The following is an 18,714-nucleotide window of genomic DNA, read 5'->3' as shown; positions in this document are numbered from 1 at the left end:
TCTCCCGAAGGGAAGTTCAACCGTGCGCACGACCCGCTTTCTGGGGGTGGCCGCGAGCGTTTCACTGCTGGCGACCATGCTGGGCTCCGTTCCGGCAACGGCCCAAGACCCCTCACCCTCCCTGCCCACCGTCCGATCGGTTCCCGAGTCGCTGACGACCGGATCCCTCACCGCGAAGGCCGCCCGCGCCGCCGCAGCGGAGGATGAGCCCGAGGGCTCGTTGCCGATGCCGTCGTCGTACCCGACCCAGCCCAAGCTCAAGGTCTACCCCGATGCCCAGCCCGACGCGGCCGACACCGGCAACCTGATCGGCTACGACGACATCGCGCCGCGCCTGCAGGACATCATGCGCGGCACGAATCGCGTCTCGACCCAGATCGTGGGGGAGTCCACGCAGGGTCGTGAGCTGTACCTCGTGACCGTCACCGCTCCGGAGGACGAGGCGCAGACCGCGCAGCAGACGGCGTGGCGCAAGAAGATCCGCCAGAACCCGGAGGCGGCCGCCGCGGACGCCGACCTCGAGGCGGGCTACAAGACCCCGATCTGGATCAGCTCGAACATCCACGGCAACGAGTGGGAGGGCACCGACGCGTCCCTGGACTACATCGAGGAGCTCGCCACGGCACCGTGGCAGGACGTGAGCAAGCTGCTGAGGAACCACCGTCTGTACTTCAGCGTGGTGCTCAACCCCGACGGCCGCACGATCGGCCAGCGGCCCACGGCGCTGAACCTCGACGCCAACCGCGACATGATCACGAACACGACGCCCGAGTCGACCTCGTTCGTGCGCACCGCCCACGCCGTGCAGGCCCTCTACGCGGCCGACTTCCACGGGTACACGGGCGTCCTGCAGATCGAGCCGTGCGGTCCGCCGCACGGTGACGACTACGAGTACGACCTGTTCATCCCGCACGCCTACGCCGCGTCCCTGAAGGTGGAGCGTGACGTCGTCGACGCCGAGATCCCGGGCAACACGTACTACAACGTGGTGACCGATGAGGTCGTGAGCGAGAACACGAGCGACGACACCGACCACATCCGGATCCCCTACCGCGACGTCCCGACCGGCTGGGACGACTTCCCGCCGATCTTCACCGCGCAGTACGCCGCGTTCACGGGAGCGGTGAGCAACACGGTGGAGCTGCCGAAGGGCCGTCCCAACAACGGCTCCCAGACGCCCGCGAGCGCGACGATCAACGTGGCCGTCGCGGAGCAGACGATGAAGAGCATCGTCGACTACGTGGCGCAGAACGACGCCGCCATGCTGGCCGACCAGGTGGAGTTCTTCCGCCGGGCCAACGTCGGTGCGGAGCGCGTCGCGCTGACGCAGGAGAACATCGCCGATGTTCCGGGCCCCGACCAGTGGAAGCCGCTCTGGAACGACTCGGACGACCAGACGCCCGTGCAGTACCCGCGGGCCTTCGTCATCCCGGTCGGTGACGGCCAGCGGTCGATCTCGGACGCCCGCCGACTCGTCTCGAGCCTGCTGATGCACAACATCGCGGTCCGGCGCCTCGACGCGCAGGCCACCCTGGACGGCACGCCGTACCCGGCGGGCTCGTACGTGGTGGACATGACGCAGCCCAACCGCAACCTCGCACACGCGCTGCTCGCGCCCGGCTCTGACATCTCGAACAAGCCGGGGATCCTGAGCATGTACGACGTGTCCGCCTGGAGCTGGGGCCACCTGTGGGGCGTCGACGTCGACGCCGTCGGGACGACGGGCCAGGGCACGCTGCCCGCCAGCACCCGCGTCACCACCGGCAACGCTGACGGCTCGGTCGCCTCGGGCTCCCACCTCACGTTCGAGCTCGCGGGAGTCAACGACTTCCGCACGCTGAACGCGCTGCTGGAGGACGAGATCGCCGTGTCGGTCCTGGCCGACGGCTCCGCGATCGTCGCCGCGAGCGACGCGGAGGACGCGTTGGAGGACGCGGCCGAGGAGTTCGACGTGGACGTCGACAAGGCCACGGCCGCCGAGATCGCCCAGTTGTCCGACGAGTCGACCAAGGGACTGGAGGATCTGACGATTGGCTACACCGGCAGTCAGGACGACCTGCTGTCGCTGACGCAGCTCGGCTTCGACGACCTGAGGGCACTGACGGCGGCGTCGATCAACGCCAACCCGTCGATCCTCGACGGCGTCGACGTGCTGTGGCTCGGTGGCTCGCTCAACTTCGGCGACTCGCCGACGGCAGGGAGCGCGGCGGTCCAGGCGTTCGTCGACGCCGGCGGCAGCATCGTCGGCCGCACCGCGAACGCCTTCAACGCGGCCAGGACCTTCGGCATCATCGCCGGCGGCACCGCCGTGATCGGCAACAACTCCGGCAACGGCATCGTCACCGTCGACACCGCGGCGGACGGCGTGCTCGCGCCGTACGCGCAGGAGTACGCGTTCGTGTACCCGGCCACGTGGTTCACGGGCCTGGCGGAGTCGGTGAAGGTCGAGCAGTCCTACACGGCCGATCCGCTGCTGTCGGGCCACTGGCGCGACACGAACGGATCGAACGGGCCGGGCTCCGCGGCCGGCCAGGCCGCGGCGGTCTCGAGCGAGATCGAGTCCGGTGCCCGGGCGTTCGTGTTCGGCACCGCGCCGTTCTACCGCACGCACACCAAGGGCGGCCAGAGCCAGGCGGCGCGCGCGCTGTTCTGGGCTGCGCCCGAGGGTGAGGGCGTGAAGGCGCCGGTCGCCACGACGACGTCGCTGCGGGTCGGCGGCTCGGCCGTGTATCCGAAGGCGGTGAGCGCGACGGTCACGGTGACCGCCGCGGACGCCTCCGCCCCGAAGGGCACGGTCGAGGTGCGTGAGGGCGGCAAGGTCCTCGCGTCCCGCACGCTCAACGCGACCGGCTCGGTCACGCTGGCCGTCAAGGGCCTCAAGCCGGGGACCCGTCGCCTGACGGCGGCGTTCGTCCCGGCCGAGGGCAGCGGCTACGTCGGGTCGACCTCGACGGCGACCACCGTGAAGGTGTTCAAGGCGGCGTCCCGGACGGCGGTCAGGGCCAAGGCGCTCGGGAAGGGCAAGGTCCGCGTGACGGTCGCGGTCAAGGCCGGCTCGGTCAAGGCCACCGGCAGGGTCCGGGTCCGGGTCGCCGGCAAGACCCGTGTGGTCACGCTGAGGAACGGCCGCTCGACGGTCACCGTCACGGTGGCGCGCGGTCAGCGCAAGGTGATCGCGAGCTACCTCGGCTCGGGCCTGATCAGGCCCAGCGCGAAGGCGGTCACCGTCCGCGTGCGGTGAGTCGGTGACAGGGGGCGTCGGCGTTCGCGCCGGCGCCCCCTCGTCGTCCCTAGGCCGAGGCGGGCACCGAGCGGACGTGGTGACGGCCGAGCGGCAGGATCATGGGGCGGCCGCTCGTCGGGTCGGTCATGACCTGCGCGTCGAGGCCGAAGACCACCTTGACGGTGTCCTGCGTCAGCACCTGCTCGGCGGAGCCCTGGGCGTGGATCATCCCGTGGTGCACCGCGACGAGGTGATCGGCGTACCGCGCCGCGAGGTTGAGGTCGTGCAGCACCATCGCGATCGTCGTGCCGCGCGTGCGGTTGAGGTCCGTGAGCAGGTCCAGCACCTCGACCTGGTGGCACACGTCGAGGAACGTCGTGGGCTCGTCGAGCAGGAGCACCTCGGTCTGCTGGGCGAGTGCGAGGGCGATCCACACACGCTGGCGCTGGCCACCGGAGAGCTCGTCGACGACCCGGTCGGCTAGGGCGATCACGCCGGTGGCCTCGAGCGCGTCCGCGATGATCGCGTCCTCGGCGTTGGTCCAGCGGGCGAACGCCCGGCGGTGTGGGTGGCGTCCCTGGGCGACCAGCTCGGCCACCGTGATGCCCTCGGGTGCGATCGGGGACTGCGGGAGCAGGCCCAGTCGGCGGGCGACCTGCTTCGTCGGCAGGCCGTGGATGTCGCTGCCGTCGAGCAGGACGCGGCCCGACGTGGCCGGCAGCAGCCGCGCCATGCCGCGCAGCAGCGTGGACTTGCCGCACGCGTTCGCGCCGACGATGGTCGTGATCCGTCCCGTGGGCAGCTCGAGGTCGAGGTCCGTGACGACGGGCCGGTCTCCGTAGCCGAGTGTCAGTGACTCGGTGGTCAAGGTGGTGGTCACAGGGAGCCTCCCGTGCGTTGGGTGCGGATCAGCAGGTAGATCAGGAACGGGGCGCCGAGCGCGCCGGTGACGACGCCCACGGGATAGCGGGTATCGAACGCGTACTGGCCGATCAGGTCGGCCGCCAGTACCAGGGTCGACCCGACGAGGGCAGAGGGCAGCATGAGCGAGCCACGGTGCCCGACGAGCCGGGTGGCGATGGGACCGGCCATGAAGGCCACGAACAGGATCGGTCCGGTCGCCGCGGTGGCGAACGAGGCCAGCGTGACCGCCACCAGCACGAGCAGCCGACGAGTGGTCTCGACGGGCACGCCGAGCCCGGCCGCGAGGTCCTCGCCGAGGCGCAGCAGGGCCAGTCGCGGACCGAGCAGCAGCAGGATCGGGACCAGCACCACGAAGGGCACGCCGATCATCGCGACGTCGTCCCACGAAGCGAGGTTGAGGCTGCCGTTGAGCCAGCGCATCGCGCGCTGGAGGTCGAGTTCGTTGGCGTAGACCAGCAGGTACGAGGTGAAGCTGTGCAGCATCGCGGCGATGCCGATGCCGACGAGGATGAGCCGGGTGCCGACGGCCTTGCCGCTGGCGGCGAGGCCGTAGATCAGCACGGCGGTGGCGATGCCCGCGACGACGGCCCCGAACGAGACGACCGCGCCACTGGCGCCCAGCACGACGATCGAGAACAGTGCGGCGGCGTTGGCGCCGTTGGTGATGCCGATGATGTCGGGGCTGGCGAGCGGGTTGCGCAGCATCGTCTGGAACGTGATCCCGGCCAGGCCGAACGCGGCACCCACCAGGATCGCCAGTACCGCTCGAGGGAGCCGCAGCTCACCGACGATGAACGAGGCGCCCGGCACGATCTCACCGCGCAGGACGGCCCACACCTCGACGAGCGAGTAGACCGGGTCGCCGGCGACCAGCGCGACCACGAACAGCGCGACCAGCGTGAGGGCCAGCGCCGCGACGGCCCCGTTCGCCCGGCGGGCACCGCGGGCGCGCGTGGCGCGTACGCGCTCGGCGGGGGTGGGAGCTCTCATGCGGCACCTCCGGTGCGGCGCAGGACGACCCACAGGAAGACCGGGCCGCCGATCAGGGCGGTGATGACGCCGACGTCGATCTCACCGGGGCGTCCCAGCACGCGCCCGACGACGTCGGCCAGGGTCAGCAGGGTGGCGCCGGCGACGGCGGAGACGGGCAGCAGCCAGCGGTGGTCGGCACCGACCAGCAATCGGCACAGGTGCGGGACGATCAGGCCGACGAACCCGATCGGACCGGCCAGCGCGGTGGCGGCACCACACAAGATGATGGCGCCGCTCGCGGCGATCAGTCGGGTCCGCACGACCGGGACGCCGAGTCCCGATGCCGTCTCGTCGCCCAGCGCGAGGATGTTCAGCGACCGGGCGCTGATCAGGCAGATCGCCCCGCCGACCACCAGGATCGGCAGGACGAGCAGGGTGTCCGAGGTCTCGGCGCGACCCACGCTGCCCACCTGCCAGAACCGGAAGACCCGCATGACGTCGATGCGTGGCAGCAGGATCGCGCTGGACAACGAGGTGAACGCGGCGGTGATGATCGCGCCCGCGAGCGCCAGCTTCAGCGGGGTCGGGCCGCCGGGGCCGAGTGACCCGACGGTGTAGACGAAGACCGCGGCGATGGCGGCTCCGGCGAGAGCGAAGCCGATGTACTCGGGCATCGTGGCCGCGCCCGTGAAGGCGATGCCCATGACGACCAGCAGCGACGCCCCGGAGTTGATGCCCAGGATGAACGGGTCGGCCAGCGGGTTGCGCGTCACCGCCTGCAGAACCGCACCGGCGACGCCGAGCGCGGCACCCACCAGGATCGCCAGGACGGTGCGCGGCACGCGTGAGCGGATCGCCGCGGAGGTGACGTCGTCGCCGTCGCCGGCCAGGGCGGTCCAGACGTCACTCAGGCTGACGACCCGCGCACCGAACGCGACGGAGAGGAAGATGGAGGCCGCCAGCGCGACGAGGGCGACGACCAACCACCACGAGGGATGCCGCGTTCGTGCGGCACCCCTCGTGGTCGGTTCGGTCGTCGTGCTCACTTCACCTTCGCCGCGGCGTCGGCCAGGAGCGTGACGTACTCATCGAGCATCCACGGGATGGACAGGGCCGAGGGCGACACGGCCGCGGCGAGCGGCGTGTTGTCCTTCAGCAGGGCGGCCGAGCCGCGCTCGAACGCGGTGACCTTGCCCAGCAGGGGATCCGCCTGGACCTTCTTGAGCGCCGCGTCGTCGCCGTAGCCGACGAAGACGTCGGCACCGTTGAGCTCGTCGGCCTTCTCGGCGCTGATCTCGAGGAAGAACTTGTCGCTGTCCTTCGACGCGTCGACGAAGTCGGGCGTCTCAAAACCGAGGTCGTTGAGGAAGGAGGCGCGCGTGTCGTGCGCCGTGTAGTAGCCGACCTTGCTCAGGTCGCTCGGGTCGATCCAGCTCATGACGGCCGACTTGCCCTCGATCTCGGGGCGGTCCGCGGTGGCGTCGTCGATCTGCTTCTCGAGGTCGGCGATCATGGCGTCGGCCTCGTCGGTCTTGCCCAGGGCCTCGCCGGTGAGCTCGATGGCCTGGCGCCACGTGGTGCCCCACGCCTTGTCCGGGTAGGCGACGGTCGGCGCGATCTTGCTGAGCGTCTCGTACTCCTCCTTCGTCAGGCCGGAGTTCGGGGCGAGGATCAGGTCGGGCTCGGTCTGGGCGACCGCGGCCGCGTCGATGCCGTCGGTCTCGTCGTACATCGCCGGGGTCTCGCCGCCGAGCTCGTCGATCGCGTCCTTGACCCACGGATGGATGCCGTCGGTGTCGTCGTCGCCGTAGGTCGCCTTGGGCATGCCCACGGGGACGACGCCGAACGCCAGCGCCGTGTCCTGGTTCGACCAGGCGACCGTGGCGACGCGCTGGGGCTCGCTGGGGATCTCGGTGGTGCCGAAGGCATGCTCGACGGTGACGGGGAAGCCGTCGCCGGAGGAGCCGGCGGAGTCCGAGTCGTCGTCGGAGGAGGCGCAGGCGGTGAGGCCGAATGCGAGGGCCGCAGCGGCGAGGATGCGAGTGAGGCGCAACGGAGTGCCTTTCATGGCGTGGAGGTTAGGCCCGAGTAAGTAAGGCAAGGCTAATCCAACATGGTGGTCCGCGTCACCTGGGGTCCCCCGCTCGCGCGGTGTGAGGTGAGACACGGCGGGGGGCCGTCGCACGGTGCTGGACGGTGCGCCGCCGGTAGCGTGGGGCCATGCCCGGACTGGACTTCGACCCGCTCGAGCGTGCCGGTGAGCTGTGGGAGGAGCGGGTCGGCGACGCGACCTCGATGCGCCTGGCGACCTCGATCATGCGGGTGCACCAGATCCTGTCGGCACGCCTGGACGCCACGCTGAAGCCGTTCGGGATCACCTTCGCGCGCTACGAGGTGTTGCGCCTGCTGTCCTTCAGTGCCGCGGGCTCACTGCCGCTGTCGAAGATCGGTGAGCGGCTCATGGTGCACCCGACATCCGTGACGAACCTGATCGACCGCCTCGTGGCCGACGGCCTGGTGGACCGCAGGGTCGACGAGCGGGACCGCCGCCGCGCGCTCGCCTCGCTGACTGATGCGGGCGAGCGCGTGCTCGAGGAGGCGACGGACGCGCTCACCGGGGTCGAGTTCGGCCTGGGCGCGATGGACGCCGAGCGGCAGCGCACGATCCACGAGCTGCTGACGCCCCTGCGCCGCGACGACTGGGGCTCCTGACCTGACGTTGTGTCGGTCTGGCCCATATCTGGGCGGAACCGACGGAAGGTCCGTCGCTCACAACGCGAAGCGCCGGCCCACCCGAAGGTGGACCGGCGCTCAGGGGTTCAGCAATCAGATCCTGATCGCGCGCGTCTTGCCGCCCTGGACCTTGAGGGTCGTGGGGACGAGCAGGCGGTACTTGCGCTTACCGCCGTGACGCAGCGAGAAGGACTTGTTGCCCTTCTTGTTGACCTTCACGTTCTTGAGGGTCTTCCACTTCTTGCCCTTCTTGACCTGCACCTTCACCTTGTGCTGGACCTTCACGTAGCGGGCACCGTTGTACGAGCGGATCTTCTTGACGTTGAACGTCAGCTTGCTGCCGCGACGCTTGATCGCGAGGCCGCCGCGGTAGTGCAGCGGCTGGCGGACGCGGAAGCTGACGGCGTTCGGTGCCGTGTACGTCGCGGTCCCGTCGTACTTGCGGAACGTGACCTTGGAGATCGTGTAGACGCCCGAGCCCCACGCGGTGGGGATGCTGGCATAGGTGCCGTCGTACAGGCTGATCCCGGTGGTGCGGCCACCCTTGGTCAGGTGAGCGGTGGGGATGCTGCTCCACCCGTCGGGGATGTTGTAGTTGATGGCGGCGGACCGCAGGTACGTCGTCCTGCCGTACGTGCTCAGGACGCCGGGGCGGACCTGCAGGGTCGTGATCGACGGCGTGGCAGCCGGGTTGCGCGTGATCGCGGACGGCGTGCGGGTCGGAGCCGAAGCGGCCGACTCGGTCGACAGCGTGGCGGAGGCCGACTCACCCGCCGAGGCGGAGACCGGCGAGGCCAGCGAGATGGTCATGGCGGCGGCCGCGGCAAGCGCGACCTGGGTGAAGCGTCTGTTCATGGGACTCCCCGAGACGAAAATGATGGGTGTGGCAGCAGCAGTCTGCCATGACCATGGGAGAACCGCCCGAAAGAACCAGCGAGTCTTCGCCGGCCGTTCATCCGGCGGACGAATGGGCCACGTGGCTCAGGTCAGCATCGAGGTGCCGAGCGACGCCTCCGGAACGCCCAGCCCCTCGACGAGGTCCAGCGCATGCGGGCGCAGCTTGTCCAGCAGGTCGTTGAGCTCGCGTGACACGGCCTTCGCGCGGTGGTCGCTGATGCGGTTGTGCTCCATGAACCACGCCTTGTCGCGCTCGATCACCGACAGCGCGTAGAGCGAGCAGACGTCGCGCAACACGTCGGCGGCCGCGTCGTCCTCGCACCGGGCGATGCCGGCGGTGAAGGCCTCGAGCACGATCCGGTCGATGTGCACCTGGCCGATCCTGACGACGTGGTCCTGCGCCGCGTTGAACACCTCGAACGCCTTGGCCTGGTCCTTGCCGGCCCGGCGCAGGCGTCGGGCGGCGGTCTCGATGACGTGCTGCTCGCGGTCCTCGAACAGCTCCAGCTGCGTGCCGCGGTCGAGCAGGTTGTGGTCGTCGTCGCTCGAGCGCGCGTCGATCAGGCGCTGGATGAGCTGGGCGGCCGCCGTGCGCTCCTTGACCGTCTCGGCCACGGTTCCCGCGGCGAACCGCACCATGCCGACGGGGTCGAGGCCCGTGACCTCCTTGGAGTACGAGGTCAGCAGCTCCTTCGCGACCATCTGCAGCAGGACGACGTTGTCGCCCTCGAACGTCGTGAAGACGTCGCTGTCGCCGCGCAGCGTCGTGAGGCGGTTGTCGGCCATGTAGCCCGCGCCCCCGCACGCCTCGCGGCACTCCTGGATCGCTCGGGTGGCGAACTCGGTCTGGACGGCCTTGAGGCCGGCGGCCCGCCCCTCGAGCTCGCGCTGGGCGTGCGGATCGGGCTCGTCCTCGGTCTGCAGGCGGTGCATGCGGGCGACGAGCTGGTTGTGCGCGAACCGCAACGCGTACGCCTCGGCCAGCAGGGGTAGCAGACGGCGCTGGTGCATGCGGTAGTCGAGCAGGACGACCTCCTCGCCCGGAGCGCCCTCGAACTGGCGGCGCTGCAGCGCATACCGCAGCGCGATGCTGAGGGCGACTTCGGCGGACGCGCGGGCCGCGCCGCCGACGCTGACGCGGCCGCGGATGAGGGTGCCGATCATCGTGAAGAAGCGCGCGTTGCGGCTCTCGATCGGGGAGGAGTAGACGCCACCCTCGTCGACATTTCCGTACCGGTTGAGCAGGTTCTCGCGGGGGACGCGGACCTGGTCGAACATGATGCGCCCGTTGTCGACGCCGCCCAGCCCACCCTTGTAGCCGCAGTCGCTGGTCGTGACGCCGGGCAGGTCGTCGCCGTTCTCGTCGCGGATGGGCACGACGAAGCAGTGCACGCCGTGGTCCTCGCCGAGCGTGACCAGGCGCGCGAACACCGCGGCGACGCGGGCATGCGCGGCAGCCCCGCCGATGTAGTCCTTGCGCGCCGACGGGGTGGGGGAGTGGATCACGAACTCCTCCGTCGCCGGGTCGAACGTGGCCGTCGTCTCGAGGCTCTGGACGTCGCTGCCGTGGCCGGTCTCGGTCATCGCGAAGCAGCCGAGCAGGTCGAGGTCGATCAGCGGTCGGATGTACCTCTCGTGGTGCTGCTCGGTGCCGAGGTTCTCGATCGCCCCGCCGAACAGGCCCCACTGGACGCCGGCCTTCACCATGAGGGACAGGTCGAACTGGGCCAGCATCTCGATGCCGGTGACGGCCATGCCCGGGTCGCCGGTACCGCCGTTCTCGACGCGGAATCCCGCCGCCGGGATGCCGGTCGGGACGAGCTGCTTCATCTGGCCCAGCACGCGCTCGCGGGCCTCGTCGAGGCTGAGGGACATGTCGTAGGCCAGGTCCATCTCGGAGAGCTCGGCTCGGCTCTGCTCGCGCACGTGCCGCCACTTGCCGTCGATCGCCCGCCGCAGTTCGTCACCGAGAGTCATGCGATCAGGGTAGTGCGGCGGGCCGACGCCGACACGCGGACGAGACCGGTGCCGGCGTGGGCCGAGCGTCCGTCGGCTGGTACTCCTGAGGCATGGCGTTCCTGTCCTCGCTGCTCGTCGCGGTGCTCCTGGCGGGCTCGCCGGTCACTCCTCCACCCGCAGGAGGCGTCGCCGACTACCAGCTGGGCGGGGCGTACCGGCCCGCCGCGAAGGTCGACATCGTGACGCGCGACCGGACCGAGCGGCCGGCGCGAGGGGTGTACTCGATCTGTTACGTCAACGCGTTCCAGACGCAGCCCGGCACCTTGCGCTGGTGGCGGGCGAAGCACCCGGGACTCCTGCTGCGCGACGGTCGGGGGCGTCTCGTCCGCGATGCGGGGTGGCCGGACGAGGTGCTGCTGGACCTGCGGACGCCGAAGAAGCAGGTGGCGGCGGCCAAGGTCGTGCGACGCTGGTTCGCCGGTTGCGCGCGGAAGGGCTACCGAGCGGTCGAGCCGGACAACCTCGACTCGTGGACGCGCTCGCATCGACTGCTCGGTCGGTCCCATGCCCGCACCTATGCGAGGCGGCTCGTGAAGGCGGCGCACGCCGAAGGCCTCGCCATCGCCCAGAAGAACGCGGTGGAGCTGGACGGCCGGCGGCTCGGCTTCGACTTCGCCGTCGCGGAGGAGTGCGAGGTCCACCGTGAGTGCCGCCGGTACCGCCGGATGTACGGCCGTCAGCTGATCGAGATCGAGTACACCGACAACGGCCGCAAGGCCTTCAGGCGGGCGTGCCGTCTGCGGGGCGGCGGCAGGACGTCGGTGCTGCTGCGCGATCGCGACGTCGTTCCCCGGGGCACACGGGGCTACGTCTACCGGACCTGCTGAGCCGCGGCCCCCGCCGCGCCAGATGTGTCGACTTCGGCACATTCGAGAGGCGGAAAAGGTGCGGAACTCCACACATCTCGTCCCCCGGCGGGGGAGGGGCCCCATCAGTGTTAGCCTGCGGCCACAACCACACACCTTCCGCAGTCCCAGGGAAAGCCGGTGAGATTCCGGCGCTGACCCGCAACCGTGAGTCCGACCGAGGTCGGCCAGCCGGAGCACCTGCCTGGCGGAACCGACCTGTCGCTGTCGAGGAACGCAGCGGGCGGAGCCGAGACTCGCATCTCGCCCTTCCCGTCCTGTGCAGCGGGAAGGAACCCCCCGATGAACTCACTCCTGCGCCGACGCGCCCTGGCGGTCATCGCCGGCGGCGCCGTCGCCCTCTCGACGGCCGTCGCCGTCACGCCCACCGCCACGGCCGCGCCGAACAGCGAGGCCGCCGCGGTCCGCTGGCTCGAGAAGTCGCTGACCGACGGCCTGGCCGTCTACGAGACCAACTTCGGCCCCTTCACCGACTACGGCCTGAGCCTCGACGTGATCCAGGCGCTGAGCGACCTCGGCGCAGCGCCCGCCACCCGGGCGGCGATCCTGGCCACCGTCACCGAGAACCTCGACTCGTACGTCACGCCCCCGCCCTCCGAGTGGGGCTACGCCAGCGGCGGCGCCGGCAAGTTCACCCACACGGCGATCCGAGCCGGTGCGAACCCGCGCAACGTGGGCTCGCGAGACCTCGTGGCCGAGCTCGAGGACGCCACGGCCGAGACGGGCGAGTCGGAAGGCACCTACGGCGGTGTCGGCCAGGCATGGGCGACCCGTGGGCTGGTCGCGGCCGACAGCGCGGAGAAGGCGGCCTCCGCCGAGTTCCTCGCGTCCAAGCAGTGCGACGACGGCGGGTTCCTGCAGGACTACGCCCAGCCGTGCCCGTCGACCGTCGCGGTGGACGCGACCGCGTTCGCCGTCTTCGCGCTGTCCGAGGCGAAGGCCTCCGGCGTCGCCGGCCTCGAGGACGACATCGACCAGGCGCGGTCGGCCCTGCTCGCCGCCCAGGCCGCAGACGGCTCGTTCGTGGGCGACGGCACGCCGAACACCAACTCCACGGGCCTGGCCGCCCAGGCCCTGGACCTGCTCGGCGAGTCGGCCGCGGCCACGAAGGCGGCCCGGTGGGTCGCCGGGCACCAGCTCACGGACGCCACGGCGACGGGCAAGCTGGCGGGCAACAGCGGAGCGATCGCCTACAACCAGGCAGCGGTGGCGGCTGGTCGGAACTTCGGCATCGACGCCATCGACCTCGGTCCATGGCTGCGCGCCTCGGCGCAGGCGGCGCCCGCGCTCGCCCTGCTCGCAGGACCCGCGCGGACCGCCGTCGCCGGACCGGCGTTCGGCGCCGCGGGCCGGACCATCAAGGTCGCCGTCGCCGGACTCGAGCCGGGCTGGAGCGCCAAGGCGGCCGTCTCGGGTGGCTCCACCGCGACCGCCCTCGTCCAGGCCAACGGGCGCGCCACCTTCGCCGTCCGCCTGCCCAAGGGCACCGCGAAGCGGACGGTCACCATCACCGATGCGACCGGACGCAAGGTCGGCGTCAAGACGGTGAGCGTGCTGGGCGCCAAGAGGCTGAGCCCCAAGATGAAGAAGAACGTCAAGCGCAAGAAGGTCCAGCGAGTCGTCGTGCGCGGCTTCGCCGCGGGCGAGCCCGTGCAGGTCCGCTTCCGCGGCAAGCTCGTCAGGACCGGCAAGGCCAACAGGAACGGCAACCTCGTCCGCACGTTCCGCGTCGGGACCAAGCTGGGCAAGGCCAAGGTCGTGGTCCGCGGCATGTACGCGAACCGCAAGGGTGTGAAGACCTTCCGGGTCGTGAAGTGATCCTTCGTTCCTTCCGCATGCTGGCGGCGGTCCTGCTCGGGGCCGCCGCCGGCGTCGTCGCTGTGGCCGCTCCTGCCCACGCGGCGGCCTGCTCGCCCGGGACCGGCGTCACCGTGGTCGTCAACAGCGGCGTCAGGTGTGACGCCGACGGTGGCACCGGCGAACGTGCCACCACGAACTTCGCCGACGCCGGCCACTCGTTGACCTTCGCCAGTCGATCCGGCGGGTTCGTGTGCCGCGTCGACGGACAGCCGTCCGACGACCCCTGCACCGAGGCATCGCCGGCCGATGCGTACTGGGCGCTGTTCTGGTCCGATGGCAGCTCCGGGACGTGGTCCTATGCCAGTCTCGGGGTCAGCTCCCTGCGCGTGCCGAAGGGCGGCGCGGTCGCCTTCGTGTTCCAGAGGTCCTCGTCGAAGACGTTCCCGTCCGTCCCTGCGCCGGTCGCGACTCCCACCGCGTCGCCGGGCGGCGACTCGAGCGGGTCGACCCCACCCAAGAAGCCGAAGAAGGTCAAGAAGAAGGACTCGCCGGCGCCCACGACGCGGGCCACGTCCGCGCCCGTCGAGGTCCCGTCGGCTGCCGCGTCGTCCGAGGTGCCGACGCCCAGCGCCAGTGCGTCCACCACCACGCCCACGGCGACGCCCTCGGTGACCGCGCCGCCCACCGGCGACGATGCCGTCGCCGCCGGCGAGCCTGCCACGTCCGCGGATCCCGATCCCAGCGCGGCGCAGGGCTCCGGAGGCCTCAGTCCGGCGGCGGGCTTCGCCGGCCTCCTCGTGCTGCTGGTCCTGGGATCGGCCGGTGCGATCGTGTGGCGTCGGCGCCGCGGCGCCTGAGCACCGGGTGAAAGGTAGACTCGCGACGTTGGACCCACGTCCGGCCCAGGGGAAACCGGTGCGAATCCGGTGCTGTGCCGCAACCGTCAGCCACGCCTCCCGGTCGTGGTGAGCCGGGAACCCGCGCCGGACCGCCACCACCGCATGTTGTCGCGCAACGACAGGTGGGCGATCGCCCCTCGGCGACCTCGCCCCCGTGTCGCCGCCGGGAAGGGGAGGACCGGATGACCGCCGTCGTCGACCCCGCCCCCACGCGTCCGGTGGTCGCCGGGCGTCCCCGCCGCGAGCTGCATCCCGGGGCCTGGTGGCTGTGGGCGCTCGGTCTCGCGGCCGGCGCCTCCTTCACGCTCAACCCGTTCCTGCTGCTGCTCATGGTCGCGGTCGCGGCGCTGGTCGTCGCCGCGTGCCGCGGTGACGCCCCGTGGGCGCTGTCGTTCCGGTACTACCTGTACTTCGGCCTGCTCATCGTCGTCATGCGGGTCGTCTTCCGCGTGCTGCTCGGTGGGGGATCGGCGCCCGACGACCCGGTCCTGCTGCACCTGCCCGAGATTCCGCTGCCCGAGGTGGCGCGCGGCGTCCAGCTGCTCGGGGACGTCACCCTCAACGAGGTCCTGGTGGGCCTCTACGACGGGATGCGCCTGGCTGCCCTGGTCATCTGCATCGGTGCGGCCAACTCGCTGGCCAACCCGAAGCGGCTGCTCGCGTCGGCGCCGCCGGCGCTGTACGAGGTCGGCGCCGCCCTCGTCGTCGCGGTCTCGGTCTTCCCCCAGCTGGCCGAGAGCGTCCGGCGCGTCAACCGGGCCCGCAAGCTGCGCGGCGACGCCAGCCGCGGGACGGGCGCGATGCACCGCATCGTCATCCCCGTCCTGGAGGACGCGCTCGACCGATCGATGACCCTGGCCGCCGGGATGGACGCCCGCGGGTACGGGCGCAGCGGAACGGCGTCCCCACGTGACCGGTTCGTCACCGGCGTCCTCATGCTGGTGGGCCTGTTCGGCCTGAGCGTGGGCACCTACGGGTACCTCGACGGCACCGCCCCGAGGATCCTGTCGTACCCCATGCTCGGGTTGGGCCTCGTCTTCGCGGTGCTGGCGCTGCGGTCGGCCGGACGGCGGGTGCAGCGCACGCGCTACCGGCCCGTGCGGTGGCGCGCGGCGGAGTACCTGACCGCGGGATCCGGGCTCGCCGTGGCGGTGGGGCTCAAGGTGCTGTCGACCGAGCAGGTCGCCGTGATCTACCCCGACGTCCCGGGCTGGCCGCCGCTGAGCGTCCTGTCCCTCGTGGTCGTGGCCGTCGCGATCCTGCCGGTCTTCGTCGCTCCCCAGGCCCCGTCCGCGCACGACCAGGTGGGGGAGGACGCGTGATCCGGTTCGACGACGTCTCGTTCTGGTACGACGGCTCGCAGGCCCCCACGCTGCGCGACGTCTCGTTCGAGGTCGACGAGGGCGAGCTCGTCCTCGTCTCCGGCCGCACGGGCTCGGGCAAGTCCACACTGCTGGGCATGCTCAACGGCCTGGTTCCCCACTTCACCGGCGGCACCCTCGGCGGCGACATCCACGTCGACGGGGCCTCGATCCTGGGCACGCCCCCGCGCGAGCTGGCGCACCTGGTCGGCTACGTCGCCCAGGACCCGGCCGCCGGGTTCGTGACCGACGTGGTCGAGGAGGAGCTCGCCTACGGCATGGAGCACCTCGGCCTCGAGCCGCAGGCGATGCGGCGACGCGTCGAGGAGACGCTCGACCTGCTCGGCATCGCCGACCTGCGCCGTCGCTCGGTGCGGTCGCTGTCCGGAGGCCAGCAGCAGCGGGTGGCGATCGGCGCGGTCCTGACGATGCACCCCCGCGTCCTCGTTCTCGACGAGCCCACCTCCGCCCTGGACCCCACCGCGGCCGAGGACGTCCTCGCGACGATCGCGCGCCTCGTCGACGACCTCGCGCTGACGGTGGTCGTGGCCGAGCACCGGATGGAGCGGGTGGTGCCCTTCGCGGACCGCCTCGCGCTGGTCGAGGACGGTCGTGTCCGCATCGGCGAGACCGCCGACCTGCTGGTCGACTCGCCCGTGGCCCCGCCGCTCGTCCACCTGGGCCGGCTTGCCGGCTGGGATCCGTTGCCGCTCTCGGTCCGTGAGGCGCGACGACGGGTCCGGCCGTTGGCGTCGCGACTGGCGCCGCCGCCGGCGCCGGTCCCGCTCGAGCGACCCCCGGCGCTGCAGGCCCGCGGCATCACCGTGCAGTACGGGCGGTTCACGGCCGTCGACGAGGTCGACCTGCAGGTGGGGCGCGGCGAGGTCGTGGCACTCATGGGCCGCAACGGCTCGGGCAAGAGCTCGTTGCTGTGGGCCGTCCAGGGGACAGGCCGACGCGTGGCGGGAGTGGTCGACGTCGACGGCGTCGACCCGGGCGACGTGCGCCCGGCCGAGGCGCGGATGCTGGTCGGACTCGTGCCCCAGACGTCCTCGGACCTGCTCTACCTCGAGACCGTCGACCGCGAGTGCGCCGCCGCGGACGACCAGTCGGGGGTCGACCCCGGGTCGTGCCGCGCTCTGCTCGACCGCCTCGCCCCCGGCATCCCCGGGCACCGTCACCCGCGTGACCTGTCCGAGGGCCAGAAGCTCGCGCTCGTCCTCGCGATCGTGCTCACCGCTCAGCCCGCGGTGGTCGCGCTCGACGAGCCCACCCGCGGTCTCGACTATCCCGGCAAGGCCGCCTTGGCGACGATCCTGCACGACCTCGCGGCACAGGGCCGGGGCGTTGTCGTATCCAGCCACGACGTGGAGTTCGTGGCAGCGGTCGCCGACACGGTCGTCGTGATGTCCGAGGGCGAGGTCGTCTCCTCAGGTCCCGTCCACACGGTGCTGGCCGAGTCGCCGGCCTTCGCGCCCCAGGTCTCCAAGGTGCTCGGCGGTGCGTGGCTCACCGTCGACGAGGTCGCCGCGGCACTGCCGTCAGAGGTCGTCCGATGACGGCGCCGCGTCCGGGCTCGGCCGTCCCGATCACGCTGCGGTCCGCGTTGGTCCTCGCAGCCGCGAGCGTCGCGGGCCTGCTCATGCTGCTCTGGCCGTTGATCTTCTCCCCGGCCGCCGGCGAGACGCGCGTCGACCAGCCGTTCATCTTCATGGCGCTCATGCCCGTCGTCGTCCTGGTCGTCATCGCGGAGCTCTCCGAAGGTGGCCTGGACTCGAAGGCGCTCGCGATGCTCGGCGTGCTCAGCGCGATCAACGCCGCGGTCCGGCCGCTCGGGGCCGGCGTCGCGGGCGTCGAGCCGATCTTCTTCCTTCTGATCCTCGGCGGCCGGGTCTTCGGGGCGGGGTTCGGCTTCGTGCTCGGGGCGACCAGCCTGTTCGCCTCCGCGCTGCTGACGTCCGGCGTGGGTCCGTGGCTGCCGTTCCAGATGCTGTGTGCCGCGTGGGTGGGCATGGGTGCGGGGCTGCTGCCGCGCCGGCCCACGGGCCGGTCCGAGATCGCGATGCTGGCGGTCTACACGGTCGTCGCGGCGTTCGCGTACGGGTTGCTGATGAACCTGTCGTCGTGGCCGTTCACCCTGGGCATCGCGATCCCCGGTGCCGAGGACTCGCTCGCGATGGTGCCGGGCGACCCCGTCCTCGACAACCTCCAGCGGTTCCTCGTCTTCACGCTGCTGACGTCGTTCTGGGGGTGGGACCTCGGTCGGGCGATCACCAACGTCCTGCTGGTCGTGTTCCTCGGGCCCGCGGTTCTCACCACGTTGAGGCGCGCCGCCCGGCGCGCCCGCTACCTCTCCAAGGAGTCTGCATGAAGTCCCTCCTCGCCCGCCTCGCCGCGGTGACCCTGCTGTCGGCGAGCGTCATCGCCCTGCCGGGCACGGCCACGGCACACGAGACCTGCGAATCGGCCGAGGACGTCCCGGTGGTGCTGGAGTTCGGCACCCTCGACGGTGACGACCGCGTCGTGTGCGCCCAGCACTCGGTCGGCAAGACCGGCCTGCAGGCGCTGACCGACGCCGGGATCGAGACGGAGGAGTCGAGCGCCGCGATGCCGATGGTCTGCCGGATCGAGGGCGTGCCGACGCCCGAGCAGGAGAAGTGCGGCAACGCGCTGGACGGGCCCGGCTACTGGGCCTTCATGGTGGCCAAGGAGGGCCAGGACTGGGGCTACGCGTCGGTCGGACTGCAGGAGTACGAGCTGGCCGAGGGTGACTTCGTCGCGCTGAAGTACCACCCCATGGACGGCGGCGAGAACGTCGAGGTCGCCGCGTCGGCCGACGCGCAGACGCGCGCCGACGCGGTCGTCCCCGGCCACGAGGAGGAGTCCGACGAGGGCCACGGCGCCGGTCACGAGGAGGACGACCAGGACGGCTCCTCGTTCGCGGCCGTCGCGCTGCCGATCGCCGTCGTCGCCGCGCTGCTGGTGGCCGTCGCCGCCTTCGTCGTCGCGCGTCGCCGCCG

General features: G+C 71.4%; 15 protein-coding genes and 2 riboswitches. Of the genes, 9 read left to right on the top strand and 6 right to left on the bottom strand.

All coding sequences use genetic code 11. The features are described 5' to 3' along the window. Nucleotides 1-76 precede the first annotated feature (76 nt). Complete coding sequence (locus tag RT323_RS09870) at nt 77-3,241, top strand: M14 family metallopeptidase (RefSeq protein ID WP_313407708.1); 3,165 nt, start codon at nt 77-79, stop codon at nt 3,239-3,241. Nucleotides 3,242-3,290: 49 nt separating this feature from the next. On the opposite strand, the gene RT323_RS09865 is transcribed toward RT323_RS09870, so the two are convergent. The 4 genes from RT323_RS09865 to RT323_RS09850 are packed head-to-tail and all read right to left on the bottom strand — an operon-like array spanning nt 3,291 to nt 7,187. Next, nucleotides 3,291-4,103 (bottom strand): ABC transporter ATP-binding protein, encoded by an 813-nt coding sequence (locus RT323_RS09865; protein WP_313407705.1) that lies wholly within the window; start codon nt 4,101-4,103, stop codon nt 3,291-3,293. Beyond that, nucleotides 4,100-5,137 (bottom strand): iron chelate uptake ABC transporter family permease subunit, encoded by a 1,038-nt coding sequence (locus RT323_RS09860; protein WP_313407702.1) that lies wholly within the window; start codon nt 5,135-5,137, stop codon nt 4,100-4,102. Before RT323_RS09860 ends, RT323_RS09865 begins: the two co-directional genes overlap by 4 nt. Continuing rightward, the gene (locus RT323_RS09855) at nt 5,134-6,165 is read right to left on the bottom strand and encodes an iron ABC transporter permease (RefSeq protein ID WP_313407699.1); all 1,032 of its coding nucleotides are present in this window, start codon (nt 6,163-6,165) and stop codon (nt 5,134-5,136) included. Before RT323_RS09855 ends, RT323_RS09860 begins: the two co-directional genes overlap by 4 nt. After that, nucleotides 6,162-7,187, bottom strand: a complete 1,026-nt coding sequence (locus RT323_RS09850) for an iron-siderophore ABC transporter substrate-binding protein (RefSeq protein ID WP_313407696.1) — start codon at nt 7,185-7,187, stop codon at nt 6,162-6,164. Before RT323_RS09850 ends, RT323_RS09855 begins: the two co-directional genes overlap by 4 nt. Nucleotides 7,188-7,339: 152 nt before the next feature. Here RT323_RS09850 and RT323_RS09845 point away from each other — a divergent pair, with 152 nt between their 5' ends. Further along, on the top strand, nt 7,340-7,831 hold the full coding sequence (locus RT323_RS09845) for a MarR family transcriptional regulator (RefSeq protein ID WP_313407694.1): 492 nt from the start codon (nt 7,340-7,342) through the stop codon (nt 7,829-7,831). A gap of 114 nt (nt 7,832-7,945) precedes the next feature. On the opposite strand, the gene RT323_RS09840 is transcribed toward RT323_RS09845, so the two are convergent. Together RT323_RS09840 and RT323_RS09835 are read right to left on the bottom strand one after the other, a co-directional pair. Continuing rightward, on the bottom strand, nt 7,946-8,707 hold the full coding sequence (locus tag RT323_RS09840) for a hypothetical protein (RefSeq protein ID WP_313407692.1): 762 nt from the start codon (nt 8,705-8,707) through the stop codon (nt 7,946-7,948). Nucleotides 8,708-8,833: 126 nt separating this feature from the next. Next, complete coding sequence (locus tag RT323_RS09835; RefSeq protein ID WP_313407690.1) at nt 8,834-10,726, bottom strand: acyl-CoA dehydrogenase; 1,893 nt, start codon at nt 10,724-10,726, stop codon at nt 8,834-8,836. Nucleotides 10,727-10,818: 92 nt separating this feature from the next. On the opposite strand from RT323_RS09835, the gene RT323_RS09830 reads away from it, so the two are divergent. The 7 genes from RT323_RS09830 to RT323_RS09800 all read left to right on the top strand — a co-directional run. Continuing rightward, on the top strand, nt 10,819-11,595 hold the full coding sequence (locus RT323_RS09830; RefSeq protein WP_313407688.1) for an endo alpha-1,4 polygalactosaminidase: 777 nt from the start codon (nt 10,819-10,821) through the stop codon (nt 11,593-11,595). A 101-nt stretch (nt 11,596-11,696) separates the two neighbouring features. Continuing rightward, nucleotides 11,697-11,837: riboswitch (cobalamin riboswitch) on the top strand. Nucleotides 11,838-11,916: 79 nt separating this feature from the next. Next, nucleotides 11,917-13,452 (top strand): prenyltransferase/squalene oxidase repeat-containing protein, encoded by a 1,536-nt coding sequence (locus RT323_RS09825; protein ID WP_313407686.1) that lies wholly within the window; start codon nt 11,917-11,919, stop codon nt 13,450-13,452. Next, on the top strand, nt 13,449-14,291 hold the full coding sequence (locus RT323_RS09820; protein ID WP_313407684.1) for a hypothetical protein: 843 nt from the start codon (nt 13,449-13,451) through the stop codon (nt 14,289-14,291). Before RT323_RS09825 ends, RT323_RS09820 begins: the two co-directional genes overlap by 4 nt. Before the next feature lie 8 nt (nt 14,292-14,299). Continuing rightward, a riboswitch (cobalamin riboswitch) is annotated at nt 14,300-14,435 on the top strand. Nucleotides 14,436-14,515: 80 nt separating this feature from the next. Then, the gene (locus tag RT323_RS09815) at nt 14,516-15,655 is read left to right on the top strand and encodes an energy-coupling factor transporter transmembrane component T (RefSeq protein ID WP_313407681.1); all 1,140 of its coding nucleotides are present in this window, start codon (nt 14,516-14,518) and stop codon (nt 15,653-15,655) included. After that, a complete protein-coding gene (locus RT323_RS09810; protein ID WP_313407678.1) occupies nt 15,652-17,253 on the top strand; it encodes an ATP-binding cassette domain-containing protein in 1,602 nt (533 codons plus the stop codon). The genes RT323_RS09815 and RT323_RS09810 overlap by 4 nt, the downstream gene beginning before the upstream one ends. Next, complete coding sequence (locus RT323_RS09805) at nt 17,250-18,065, top strand: ECF transporter S component (protein ID WP_313407675.1); 816 nt, start codon at nt 17,250-17,252, stop codon at nt 18,063-18,065. Before RT323_RS09810 ends, RT323_RS09805 begins: the two co-directional genes overlap by 4 nt. Beyond that, nucleotides 18,062-18,714: hypothetical protein (locus RT323_RS09800; protein ID WP_313407672.1), on the top strand; the 653-nt coding region annotated here is incomplete at its 3' end. The genes RT323_RS09805 and RT323_RS09800, both read left to right, overlap by 4 nt.

The sequence above is a fragment of the Aeromicrobium sp. genome (assembly GCF_032084975.1).
Taxonomy (GTDB): domain Bacteria; phylum Actinomycetota; class Actinomycetes; order Propionibacteriales; family Nocardioidaceae; genus Aeromicrobium.
The sequence above is the reverse complement of the archived record's forward strand: the minus strand, read 5'-3'. Positions and strand labels throughout refer to the sequence as shown.